The organism is Streptomyces sp. NPDC048288 (genome assembly GCF_043201555.1).
Classification (GTDB): domain Bacteria; phylum Actinomycetota; class Actinomycetes; order Streptomycetales; family Streptomycetaceae; genus Streptomyces.
Genome location: NZ_JBICZD010000001.1, coordinates 801,401 through 812,676, shown reverse-complemented (window position 1 = coordinate 812,676; position 11,276 = coordinate 801,401). Strand labels below are relative to the sequence as shown.

Annotated in this window: 10 protein-coding genes; 4 read left to right on the top strand and 6 right to left on the bottom strand. The window is 73.0% G+C overall.

Annotation, left to right across the window (positions count from 1 at the left end):
- Positions 1–132: 132 nt before the first annotated feature.
- Positions 133–540: a hypothetical protein gene (locus ACGFZS_RS03560; RefSeq protein WP_365680123.1), complete on the bottom strand. Its 408-nt coding sequence runs from the start codon at positions 538–540 to the stop codon at positions 133–135.
- A 157-nt stretch (positions 541–697) separates the two neighbouring features.
- On the opposite strand from ACGFZS_RS03560, the gene ACGFZS_RS03555 reads away from it, so the two are divergent.
- The 4 genes from ACGFZS_RS03555 (at position 698) to ACGFZS_RS03540 (ending at position 5,388) form a co-directional block, all read left to right on the top strand.
- Positions 698–2,626 (top strand): hypothetical protein, encoded by a 1,929-nt coding sequence (locus ACGFZS_RS03555; RefSeq protein WP_393793730.1) that lies wholly within the window; start codon positions 698–700, stop codon positions 2,624–2,626.
- Between the two features lie 79 nt (positions 2,627–2,705).
- A complete protein-coding gene (locus ACGFZS_RS03550) occupies positions 2,706–3,611 on the top strand; it encodes a metal-dependent hydrolase (protein WP_393793729.1) in 906 nt (301 codons plus the stop codon).
- Entirely contained in the window at positions 3,611–4,642 is a 1,032-nt protein-coding gene (locus ACGFZS_RS03545) for a PDR/VanB family oxidoreductase (protein WP_393793728.1), read from the top strand. Before ACGFZS_RS03550 ends, ACGFZS_RS03545 begins: the two co-directional genes overlap by 1 nt.
- 56 nt (positions 4,643–4,698) lie before the next feature.
- A complete protein-coding gene (locus tag ACGFZS_RS03540; protein WP_355718765.1) occupies positions 4,699–5,388 on the top strand; it encodes a TetR/AcrR family transcriptional regulator in 690 nt (229 codons plus the stop codon).
- Positions 5,389–5,466: 78 nt separating this feature from the next.
- Here ACGFZS_RS03540 and ACGFZS_RS03535 read toward each other — a convergent pair whose 3' ends face one another.
- The 5 genes from ACGFZS_RS03535 to lanL all read right to left on the bottom strand — a co-directional run bounded on the left by ACGFZS_RS03535 (position 5,467) and on the right by lanL (position 11,027).
- On the bottom strand, positions 5,467–5,823 hold the full coding sequence (locus ACGFZS_RS03535) for an isomerase (RefSeq protein ID WP_355718767.1): 357 nt from the start codon (positions 5,821–5,823) through the stop codon (positions 5,467–5,469).
- A gap of 50 nt (positions 5,824–5,873) precedes the next feature.
- Positions 5,874–6,758 carry an ABC transporter permease gene (locus ACGFZS_RS03530; protein ID WP_393793727.1) on the bottom strand — a complete coding sequence of 295 codons (885 nt, stop codon included), beginning with the start codon at positions 6,756–6,758 and terminating at the stop codon, positions 5,874–5,876.
- Positions 6,755–7,879 (bottom strand): ATP-binding cassette domain-containing protein, encoded by a 1,125-nt coding sequence (locus ACGFZS_RS03525; protein WP_393793726.1) that lies wholly within the window; start codon positions 7,877–7,879, stop codon positions 6,755–6,757. The genes ACGFZS_RS03530 and ACGFZS_RS03525 overlap by 4 nt, the downstream gene beginning before the upstream one ends.
- Before the next feature lie 75 nt (positions 7,880–7,954).
- Positions 7,955–8,110: a VenA family class IV lanthipeptide gene (locus tag ACGFZS_RS03520; RefSeq protein ID WP_165939227.1), complete on the bottom strand. Its 156-nt coding sequence runs from the start codon at positions 8,108–8,110 to the stop codon at positions 7,955–7,957.
- A gap of 46 nt (positions 8,111–8,156) precedes the next feature.
- Positions 8,157–11,027: a class IV lanthionine synthetase LanL gene (gene lanL / locus ACGFZS_RS03515; protein WP_393793725.1), complete on the bottom strand. Its 2,871-nt coding sequence runs from the start codon at positions 11,025–11,027 to the stop codon at positions 8,157–8,159.
- Between the last annotated feature and the right edge of the window lie 249 nt (positions 11,028–11,276).

The following is an 11,276-nucleotide window of genomic DNA, read 5'->3' as shown; positions in this document are numbered from 1 at the left end:
ACCCCCAAACCCAAACACCCCCGAAATCTCGCCCATGTCCAGCCACCCCGGGCGCCCGGGCTCCGCTAACCCCCCTGCCGGGGGCGGTTCATAACCCCCCCCCCCCGCTTCCGTGTGTGCGTGCCGTACGGCTCAGCTGGTGTGCTGGCTGTGGTCGGTGCCGATCTCCTCCCAGCCGCCCAGCGTGGGCTGCAGCGCCTTGACCACCTTGTCGGTGCCGACGGCGACCCACTTGCGGCCGACGAGGTAGTAACCGCCGTAGTCCTTGGCGTCGTTGATCCACTCGCGCTGGCCGCGGTCGGTGGCGAAGGTGGCGAAGACGAACTTCCCGGCGGAGGTCTTGCAGATGGCCTGGCGGACCTCGTCGGAGTCGATCTGCATGTCGGGGGTGCACTTCACCTTGGCGGCCAGGCTCTCCAGGCTGCCGGTCGCCGTGGCCGGCACCTTGACCTCCGCCTTGCTGTCTCCGGATCCACAGCCCGCCAGCGCCAGTACGGCCACGGCGCCGGCCACGGCGAGCATCGGTCGGGTCAACCTCATCTGTTCCTCCGGTCGCATTGCCGGCCCCGGTGCCTTCGGGGGCCCGTCCCCTTCGATACGGCTGTGGGGCGCGAAGCGCTCACATCGTGCCGATACGGATACGGCAGTGTCACCTGTGTGGCGGTGACCAACCAACGGGTCGCTCGTTCTTCAGGACGTGCAGTCACAGCATGTAGCCCAGCGTCACGCAGCCGGCGCCACCGGAGCCCTCGGTCCGGCGGTCGATGTCGAGCAGGCCGAGGCCGCGCTCGTCGAGCACTACCCGCGGCTGGTCCGGCTCGCCTATCTGGTGCTGCCGCCGGGTCTGGCGCGCGGCCGTCGCGTGCTGACCGCACACTCCCTGGTCCAGCGGGCCCTGCCCCGCAGCCGCCGGCAGGCGCCGGTGATCCCGGCCCAGTCGACCGGCCGCGACACCGACCCCGGGTACGCCCTGGTCCGCCTCGAAGTGGTGCGTACGGCGCTGGAGGCGGGCCTGCCGCTGAGGTTCAGCGCGTGGCCCAGGCGCGCCCAGCTGCCGCCGCTGCTGCCCCAGGTGTGGGGGCTCCGGCTCTTCCCGCGCTCCGGCGGCGCCGACGAACTCGCCCTGGACCAGCGGCTCGCGACCCTCTCCGGCCCGGCCCGGGCGGCCTACGCGCTGCGCGGTCTGGAGCAGCTCCCCGACGGCGACGTCCGCAAGATCCTGCGCGCGGCCGGGGTCGAGCACCCGGAGGGCGCGCTCGCCGAGGCGAACGGCGTCCCGGCCGAGTACCCGCTGCTGGACTCCCCCGAGTTCGACCCCTGCTCCCTGCAGGCCCGGCCCACCGACCTGATGCGGCGCCGCCAGCACACCAAGGCCGCACTGGCCGCGGCCGCCGCGCTCGCGGTGTGCGGCGCGCTGGTCGTGCTGCCGAGCGGCGGCTGGGGCGCCGACGGTGCCGCCGCCCCGCCGTACGCCCGGAACGCGGCCGCCGAGGCCGCCCTGGACCCCGCCCAGGTGACGAAGATCCCCGCGACCGCCTGGCGGACCGCCGCCCGCGCCGACTTCTCCGTCTGGCCCGCGCGCGGCACCCTCACCGGCAACACCTCGCTGCTGCGCCGCGCCCTCGCCGTCTGGGCCCGCCCCGGCGCCACCGTCCGCGTCTCGGCCACCCCCGGCACCCAGACCGGCGGCCCCGCCGGACCGCCCCAGCTGCTGTACGCGGGCGTGGTCGACAGCGCCCGGGTGGTGGTCTTCTACGATGGTCTGCGCATCGCCCGCTACGCCGAGCCGAAGGACGGCACGGCGGGCGCGGCCCTGGACTTCGCCCGCGTCGACGGCGCGACCGACGCGGAGGCCGGCGCGCTGGTCCTCGGCCGCGCCGACGGCAACGTCCGGTATCTGACGGCCCCGTGGGTGACCAGGGCGGCCGAGCGGGACCTGATGAAGCCGACCTCGGGGGCGATGGACCTCGGGCTGACCGACGGGGTGACCGGGCCGATGGCCAGTCCGGCGATGCAGCAGGGCGCGTGCACGTCCTGGAACGTGCTGCAGCTGACCGACGCGGACGGCACCCGGCTCTCCACCGACCTCGGCGAGCTGGTCCCGGCGCATCTCACCTCGGGGCGCCCCGGGTACACCGGCGAGGCGTCCGGTGCGGCCGGGCTGCGTGACTGGGCGCCGTTCGCCTGCTCGCTGGCCGCGGAGCGCTCCGCCGGGGTGCGCAGCGTCAACGCCTGGGCGTTCGCCGAGCAGACGCTGCCGGAGTCCGGCGGCACCGGGGCGTGGGTGTGCACCCGTGCGGAGACCTGGCGGGGCGACGGGACGATGGCGCTGGCGCAGTTCCGGACGCCGGGCAGCCCGTACGGGGCGGTCGCGGCCAAGGGGTCCGATGTGACGGCGTGCGGTCCGCGCGATCCGCAGGTGCTGGCCGGGGTGCTGTGGAAGTCTGGGGGCGGGCAGTGGTATCTGCTGGCCGCGGGCGGCCGCGACACCGCGTCGGTCCGGGCGACCGGCGGGGTGACCGCCTCGGCCGAGGGGACGCAGCTGGTGGCCAGGGCGAAGCAGGGGGCGCAGGCCGACCTGACGGGGACGCTGGAGGACGGGACCGAGATCAGCGGGCTGCACTGAGCACCCCTTGCTGACATCGGTGTAAACAAGCTCCGTCCCAGGGGTTCTCAGCGGACCTACCCGTCAGTACATTGACGCCATGTCCAACAAGCAGCCCCAGCCGGTCGCGTCCGAGCACATAGCGCTCAAGGCCCGCAATGTGTCCTTCGCCTGGGAGGACACCCCGCTGCACTGGGTGCCCGGCGACCCCTTCGCCACGCACACCATCAATGTGCTGCATCTGCTGCTGCCGGCCGGCGAGCGGTGGTTCGTGCACGTCTACAAGCAGGTGCTGCCGCTCATCCGCGACGAGCGGCTGCGCGAGGACGTCATCGGGTTCATCGGGCAGGAGGCGATGCACTCCCAGGCCCATGACGAGGTGCTGCCCCACCTCAGGGAGCTGGGCCTCGACCCGACGCCGTACACCGCGCAGGTCGACTGGTTCTTCGAGAAGCTGCTCGGCGACCGGACGCTGCCGCCCGGGCGGGCCCGGCGCTGGTGGCTCCTGGAACGGGTCGCGCTGATCGCGGCCATCGAGCACTACACCGCCTTCCTCGGCGACTGGGTGCTCAACGCCGGCGAGCTGGACCGGCGCGGCGCCGACCCGATGATGCTGGACCTGCTGCGCTGGCACGGCGCCGAGGAGGTGGAGCACCGGTCGGTCGCCTTCGACCTCTTCGTGCACCTCGACGGCGGCTACCGGCGCCGGGTGCGGACCTGGGCGACGGCGTTCACGGCGATCGTGTTCCTGTGGCAGCGCGGCTCCCGCTTCTTCATGGCCAACGACCCCACGCTGACCGGGGGCCGGGCCCGGTTCCGGGACTTCTACCTGGCGGGCCGGCGCGGCACGCTTCCGGCCACCGGCGACATGCTGAAGTCCATCCCGCGCTACCTCAGCCGCACCTACCACCCCTCCCAGGAGGGCTCCACCGAGCAGGCCGTCGCCTACCTGGCGTCCTCCCCCGCCGCACTGGCCGCCGAGCACGCCGAGAAGGGGGCCGAGTGATGGCACCGAGGCTGCGCACCGTCGTCGCCGTCGCGGGCGCCGCGCTGCTGGTCCGGCGGGCGATGCGGCGCCGGATCGAGGCGTCCCCGCTGTGGCCGATGCCGGCGCTGGACCCGCCGACCTCCGGGCAGCCGCGGTCCCGGGCGCTGCGGCTGCTGGTCGCCTCGCACCGGACGGTCGCCGACGGGGTCGTACAACTGCGCCTGGAGGGGCGGCGGTTGCCGGGCTGGGAGCCCGGCGCCCATCTGGACGTCGTCCTGCCCTCGGGGCTGGTCCGGCAGTACTCGCTCTGCGGGGACCCGGCCGACACCTCCTCGTACACGATCGCCGCGCGGCTGGTCGCGGACGGGCGGGGCGGTTCGCGGGAGGTCCACGAGCAGGTGGTCGAGGGCATGGAGCTGGAGGTGCGCGGGCCGCGCAACCGTTTCCCGCTCGTCGGGGCCGCGTCGTACGTGTTCGTCGCCGGGGGCATCGGCATCACCCCGATCCTGTCGATGGTGCGGGCCCTGCCGGAGGGTACGCGGTGGCGGCTGCTGTACTGCGGGCGCAGCCGGGCCTCGATGCCGTTCCTGGCGGAACTGGCCGACGACGACCGGGTCACGGTCCTCGCGGAGGACGAGGACGGGCGCCCGGACCTCGACGCGCTGACGGTTCCCGAGGGCGCGGCGGTGTACTGCTGCGGTCCCGAGGGGCTGATGGCCGCGGTGGAGGAGCGGTTCCCCGCCGTACGGCTCGAACGGTTCGCGCCGCGCGCCGGCACCGGCGGCGACCATCCGTTCGAACTCGAACTCCGGCGCAGCGGGCGGACGTTGACCGTCCCCGCCGACACGACGGTGCTGGCGGCGGTGCACGCGGAGCTGCCCGACACGGCCTACTCCTGCGCCCAGGGGTTCTGCGGGACCTGCCAACAGCGGGTGCTGGAAGGGGAAGTGGAACACCGGGACGAGCTGCTGACGGACGCGGAGCGCGCGGACTCGATGCTGATCTGTGTATCGCGGGCGCGAAGTGGGAGACTTGTGCTGGATCTGTGAACGCCCGTGCCGGGTCAGGTCCCTGGGAGGCCGGATCCGATCGGTAAGGTGTTCGTATGAGTACCGGGGTACGCCGCAGAATGGGAGTCGACGAGCGGCGGCAGCAGTTGATCGGCGTCGCCCTCGAACTGTTCAGCCGCCGCTCGCCCGACGAGGTCTCCATCGACGAGATAGCCGCGGCCGCGGGCATCTCGCGGCCGCTGGTCTACCACTACTTCCCCGGCAAACTCAGCCTGTACGAGGCCGCGTTGAAGCGTGCCTCGGAGGATCTCGCGGGGCGGTTCGCCGAGCCGCGGGAGGGGCCGCTCGGGGCCCGGCTGCTGCGGGTGATGCGCCGCTTCTTCGACTTCGTCGACGAACACGGGCCCGGTTTCGCCGCGTTGATGCGCGGCGGCCCCGCGGTCGGCTCCTCCGCGACCAACGCGCTCATCGACTCCGTGCGGCAGGCCGCCTACGAGCAGATCCTCTCGCATCTGGAGGTCACCGAGGCCCCTGCCCGCCTCGAACTCGTCATCCGCTCCTGGATATCGCTCGCCGAGTCGACCGCGCTGATCTGGCTGGACGGCCGCCGGATCCCGCGCGGCGAGCTGGAGATCCAGCTCGTCCATGACTTCGCCGCGCTGACGGCGGTCAGCGCGGCGTACGACGAGGAGATGAGCGCGTTGGTGAAGCGGATGGTGCAGGACGAGCCGGGGGACGGTCCGTTCGCGGATCTGGCGGGCCGGCTCATCGCACTGGCCGGGTGAGTAGGCGGGTCGTGGGGCGGCTGCGGGCCGGTGGGGGCTGGTCGCGCAGTTCCCCGCGCCCCTTACGGGGCGCTGCAGTTATCCCTCGTATTTCCGGTACGACGGGTCCAGGTCCCTGACCTCTGCCGAGGCGTGGAGGACGTGGCCCTCCGGCTTGAGGTGGTCGCGCAGCAACTCCAGGGTCGCCTCGGTGAGTTTCGCCTTGGTCTCGTCGGTGCGGCCGGCGAGGAGGCCGAAGGTGATGTGGACGATGATGTGGCCGCCGTCCTCGTCGTAGGAGTAGGCCGTGGCGTCGGCGGCGCGGAAGAGGGTCTTGCAGGCCTCGGGCTTGGCGGCCGCGATCTCGACGACGGCGGTGTGCAGTGCCCTGGCGAAGCCGGCCCGGTCGAAGGCGGCGTCCGCCGTGGCGGAGTAGTCGACGGTGATCTGCGGCATGAGCACTCCTGTTCTACGGCAACTGGGGTCCAGCCTAGAGCCAGGGCCGGTCATTCGGGGCGGCCGAAGCGGTGGGCGGCCCAGAGCAGGGCCAGCACTCCGCCGGCCAGCAGGAGGCCGCCCTCCAGGAGCAGGGGAGGCTGCCGGCCCGCCCACTCGATGCCCACGGCGGTCGACTGGTGCGGTACCCGCAGCGCGATACAGCGGCGGATCAGGTCCACCCCGTAGGCGAGCGGATTGACGGCGGACAGGGTGTGGGCCCAGCCCGGCAGGTTCGCCAGCGGGAAGAAACCCCCGGAGAGGAACAGCAGCGGCATCATCACCAGGCCGAGCAGCATCTGGAAGATCTCGGGCCGGTCGAGGCTCACGGCCAGCAGCAGGGACAGGGCCGTGATGGTGAAGGAGGCCAGGACCAGGGCGGCGAGCAGCAGGACCAGCAGGAGCGGGTCGTAGGGCAGGCCGACGGCACCGCCGAGGCCCAGCAGGACGGCGCCCTGGACCGTGGAGACGAGGGTGCCGCCGGCGCAGCTGCCGAGCAGGAGGGTGGACCGGCTGACCGGGGCCAGCAGGAGTTCGCGCAGGTAGCCGCTCTGCCGGTCGGTGATCAGGCGGATGCCGACGATGATGGCCGGCGCCTGCACCGTCATGATCAGCATGCCCGGGAAGAGGTAGGCCTGGTAGCCGACGCCCAGCGTGGAGTTCGGGATCAGGGCGGCCAGACCGCCGCCCAGGACGAAGAGGTAGAGCACCGGCTGGAGCAGCATCAGGGCGGTGTGCACCCGCTGGACCGACAGGCGCAGCAGATCGCGGTGGACCAGGGCATGGACCGCGCGCAGTTCGCGGCGCAGGCGCGCCCCGGGCGTGGGGTCGGTGGAGCCGGGGTCGCCGGGGGCCTCGGCGGCGGTGTCCGGGGCCGGGCGGGCGGGTGCGGTCACGGGGCCTCCTCGGGCGGTGCCGTGGGGCCGTCCGGGACGGGGGCGGCCGGTGTCCGGTGCGGCCCGGGGACGTCGATGCTGCGGCCGGTGTGGTGGAAGAAGACGTCGTCGAGCGTGGGCGGTGTCGCGGACGCGGCGAGCACCGCGATGCCGTGGGCCTGCAGCGCCACGCACAGGCGGGGGATCCAGGCGCTGCCGTCGGGCACCCGCAGGGACACCCCCGCGTCGTCCAGGGTGACGGCGCGGCCCGGCGGTGCGGTCCGGTCCACGACCTGTCGTGCGGCCGCGTCGTCGCCGGTGCGCAGCACCACCCGGTCGTCGCCGACCGCGGCCTTCAGCGCGAGGGGCGTGCCCTCGGCGACCAGCCGGCCCTGGTCGATGATGCCGAGGCGGTCGCAGTTCTCCGCCTCCTCCAGGTAGTGGGTGGTGACGAAGAGCGTGCAGCCGTACCGGTCGCGCAGCAGGCGCAGGTGGTCCCAGACCTGGGCGCGGGCGTGCGGGTCGAGTCCGGTGGTCGGCTCGTCGAGGAACAGCACCCGGGGCGCGTGCAGCAGGCCGCGGGCGAGTTCCAGGCGGCGGCGCATGCCGCCGGACAGGGTGCGGACCGGGGAGCGCCGCCGGTCGGCCAGTCCGACCGTGTCGAGCATCTCGGCGACGCGCGGCCGGGCGTGGCGGCGGCGCAGTCCGTAGAGGCGGGCGTGGATGTACAGGTTCTGTTCGGCGGTCAGGTCCGGGTCCAGGGCGCTGTGCTGGAAGAGCATCCCGACGGCGCCGCGGACCCGGTCCGGGCGGCCGAGCACGTCGATGCCCGCCACCGTGGCCTGTCCGGCGGTGGGGCGGGCCAGCGCGCACAGCAGGGCGAGGGTGGTGGACTTCCCGGCGCCGTTGGGGCCGAGGAAGGCGTACGTCTCCCCTTCGAGCACGTCCAGGTCCAGGCCGCGGACGGCGTGGGTGGTGGTTCCGTCCGGGCCCGGGTAGCTCTTGACCAGGCCGCGCGTGCTGATGGCGGACACCGGCCGGGCGGCGGACCGGGGGGCGTCCGGGTGGGCGTCCGGGTGGCGGACGGCGGCGGTCGGCATGGTGGTCCGGGTGCGGGCGTCGTCACCGGCGGGTGGCTGCATGGTCGGGTCCTCGTCCACGGGGTGCGGCTCCGGCCGGTGGCCGCCCGAGGGCGCCCACCGGCCGGAGGTTCTCGACTACGCGCAGCTGATGCCGACGCAGACCGTGTTGAGCAGCGTCAGCAGGCCGACGCACGCGCACGTCCCGGAGAACGATGCTCCGTCGAAGTCGACCGGGTCGGTCTCCGGAAGGGCGTGCAGTTCGGCCAGCAGCTCAAGGGCCTGGTTCTCCATGACTTTCTCCTTCTGTGAGCGGTTGCGACAGGTGGGTGCCTGTCGCTCATCCCGGCTGCTGGACGGACCAGTGCCGGGAGTCTGTGTGGCGGGTCCTCAGGAGGAACGCGAGGATTCCCGCGGAGCCGTCGCTCCAGCTCGTCGAGACGTCCCCGTACTCGTTGGGGAAGACGACGTGGCTGTCGCGGTGGGCCCGTTCGGCGACGATGAGGCGGGCCAGGTCCTCGGCCATCGCCCGGTAGGCGGGATCGCCGGTGGCCTCGGCCATGTCGAGGAGGAAGTCGCCGTTGCCCGCGAGGCCGTGGCACTGGGCGACGGCGGCCCGGGAGGCGCGCTCCACGACGGCGTGGGCGGCGCCGCGGGCGAGTTCGCCGAATCGTTTGTCCCCGGTCCGCTGCCAGAGCCGGACGAGGAAGGAGCCGATGCCCGCCGAACCGTGGCACCAGTAGGGGGCCGTGGGCGGGTCCGAGGCCTGGGCCGGCCACTGGGCCGTGTGCCCGACCGGTACGGCGTGGGCCACCAGGTGCTCGCCCGCCGCCAGGGCCAGCTCCAGGTGTTCCGGCCGGCCGGAGACGGCGGCGGCGGTGAGCAGGAAGCTGCCGATGCCGGCCGAGCCGTGGGCGAAGCCCAGGTAGCGCTTGCCGGCCTCTTCGGAGACGGCTTCCGCGGGGACGGGCCAGCTGACTCCGGACGGCTCGGGCTGTGCGGCGGCGGCCAGCCGGTCGGCCGCGTCCACGACCAGCTCGGCCAGGCGTGGGTCGCGGGTGCGGTGCCACAGGTGGGCGGCGGCGAGTCCGCTGCCCGCGCAGCCGTGGGTGATGTCGTGACTGGGCGTCGGCTCCAGCGGGGCCAGCGCCAGGGCCAGGGCGTGGTCGGTGAGCGTACGGTCGTCGACGGCACGTCCGGCGTCGTACAGCGCCCAGGCGATGCCGCGGCCGCCGAAGTGCAGGCCGGGGCGGATGGAGCGGGTGTCGGTGCGCTCGACGATCCAGTGGCCCGCGGCGGAGATCGCTTCCGGCAGCCGGGGGTCGCCGGTGAGCTCGAAGTACCGGGTGAGGACCGCCAGTACACCCGCCGCGCCCTGCTGCACGGTACAGGGGTCGGTCTCCCCCGCCAGGGTGGACACGGGCCACAGCCGCCGGCCGTCGCCCGGAGTCATCGAATCGACAAGGTGCTCCACCATGCCGGCCACCGTGACCCACGTCACCACACCCGGATCGCCTGTCCGCGCCGGCCCTGCGACCAGACTCCCCGGCCCGGCGACGGAACCCCCCGGGCTGGCATCGGAGCCCTGCGGCCCGGCTACGGAACCCCCCGGCCCCGCATCCGAACTCCCCGGCCCGACGACGGAACCCCCCGGCCCAGCCTCAGGACTCCCCAGGCCGGTGTCGGGTTGCTTCGGCCTCGCGGCGGGCTGCCCCGGCCGTGCCGGACCCTCGGCGGGCTGCCCCAGACATGCCGGATTCGTCGGGTGGAGAGCGGCGCGTGCCCTGGTGGGGTTCCAGCGTTGGTTGGGGTCGTCCTTCATCAGTCCGAGGAGCATGTCCGGCAGGCCAGGTGGTAGACGCAACGTTTCGTCGCAGGCGGCGAGCCAGTCGGCGAACCGTTGTTCGTCGGGCCTGTCGGCCGGTTTCTCGGGCAGCAGGTTGGGCACCTTCCCGGCGAGCACGAAGCAGACGGTGGCGCCGAGGCTGTAGTAGTCGGCGGTCCGGGAGACCGGAGCGTCCGTGAGGCGCTCGGGGGCGCTGAAGCCGGGGGTGCCGACCCGGGTCGGGAGCGGGGCGTCGTCCTCCAGGACGGCGAGTTCCAGGTCGATGAGGCGCAGTTCGCCGTCGGGGCGGACCATGACGTTGCCGGGCGTGAAGTCCCGCAGCACGCAGCCGCGGGCGTGGGCCGCCGCGACCAGCTCCACCAGCCGTCCGGCCTGGGCGAGCGCGTCCGCCCGGTAGCGTTCGCCGCCGACGTCGCGGAAGCGCTCGGCGACCCAGTTGCGCAGCGGCACGCCCGGGACTTCCTCCTGGGCGAGGAACAGGTGCCCGCCCGTCTCGAACATGGCGAGCGGTTCCGGTGCCAGCCCCGTGCCCTTGAGCTTCTCCAGCGTCGCGGCCTCGGCCCGCAGCCAGTCGCGGACGTCGGAGCCGGACGCGTCGCCCTCGACGTGCGGCCGGGCCTCCTTGATCACCACGGGTGCGCCCGTGGTGACGTCGGTCCCGCGGTAGACACCGCCCTTGTTGGTGTGCCGGATCGCCTCCCGTACCGAGAACCGGCCGCCGAGCAGCACCGGGCCGCTGGCCGGCTTCTTCTGGCGTGGTGGCGACGGCACCGCGGCGGGAAAGGGGCTGACCGCCCAGGAGGGCGGAGAATACTGTCCGGTGCGCTTGTCCTCCACGGGATTGCCGTCCGGGTCCTCGATGAACCACACCAGCAGTCCCTGGTCCGAAAGCCGCCGCCGGCCGACGAAGGCGCCGTAGCGGTAGTGCACCAGGCTGTTCGGGGCATAGGGCTGGTCGGACAGGATCCGGGGGCCGGCGAGTCCCAGCGTGGCCTTGTGCAGTTCCAGCGCCAGCCGCGCCGCGGCCTCGTCGGAGGACGGGTATACGGTGATGAACTTGCCCGAGCTCCCTCGTGGCGTGGCGCGGGAATTGAGCGCGCTCACCTGTTCGAGCGAGCGGACGAACTTGAATCCCGAATCCTCGCGGAGCAGCACTTCCAGGGCCTTCTCCAGCACTTCCGGTGCGGAGGCGGACGTCGCGGAGACGTGCAATTTCCAGCCTTGCCGGCGCTGCATTCCGGACTGGTGCACAAGGAGGCACCACATCTCGTGCGCGTCGGTCGTCCAACGGGCGTCGGCGCCTGTGGTCTGTAACGCCCGGCGGAGCAGACTTTCGAGGTCGACTTCGGTTGCGTGACTCGTCATGCGTGTCCCCCTCACCGCCGAGAACCGCTGGCTGGAATTTCTCCTCGGCGAGAAAAAACGTACAACACGTCCCCGCCGTAAGTCATTTGCCCCGTGAGAGCGCACGGTGTCGCACCGGCAATAGGTGGCGCAGTCCGGCGCGAATGGAGGCGTATAAACGCGACCGTACCGGAAAATAATCCACGCGTTCGACCGGCACCGCCGGCCGTGCATCGGAACAATAAACAGTGTGCACCAATTAACTCTGAA

What these genes read in the sequence shown, in the direction of transcription:
- lanL (WP_393793725.1), bottom strand. Translation starts at nt 11,027, where the DNA reads ATGACGAGTCACGCAACCGAAGTCGACCTCGAAAGTCTGCTCCGCCGG.
- ACGFZS_RS03525 (WP_393793726.1), bottom strand. Translation starts at nt 7,879, where the DNA reads ATGCAGCCACCCGCCGGTGACGACGCCCGCACCCGGACCACCATGCCG.
- ACGFZS_RS03520 (WP_165939227.1), bottom strand. Translation starts at nt 8,110, where the DNA reads ATGGAGAACCAGGCCCTTGAGCTGCTGGCCGAACTGCACGCCCTTCCG.
- ACGFZS_RS03540 (WP_355718765.1), top strand. Translation starts at nt 4,699, where the DNA reads ATGAGTACCGGGGTACGCCGCAGAATGGGAGTCGACGAGCGGCGGCAG.
- ACGFZS_RS03560 (WP_365680123.1), bottom strand. Translation starts at nt 540, where the DNA reads ATGAGGTTGACCCGACCGATGCTCGCCGTGGCCGGCGCCGTGGCCGTA.
- ACGFZS_RS03550 (WP_393793729.1), top strand. Translation starts at nt 2,706, where the DNA reads ATGTCCAACAAGCAGCCCCAGCCGGTCGCGTCCGAGCACATAGCGCTC.
- ACGFZS_RS03545 (WP_393793728.1), top strand. Translation starts at nt 3,611, where the DNA reads ATGGCACCGAGGCTGCGCACCGTCGTCGCCGTCGCGGGCGCCGCGCTG.
- ACGFZS_RS03535 (WP_355718767.1), bottom strand. Translation starts at nt 5,823, where the DNA reads ATGCCGCAGATCACCGTCGACTACTCCGCCACGGCGGACGCCGCCTTC.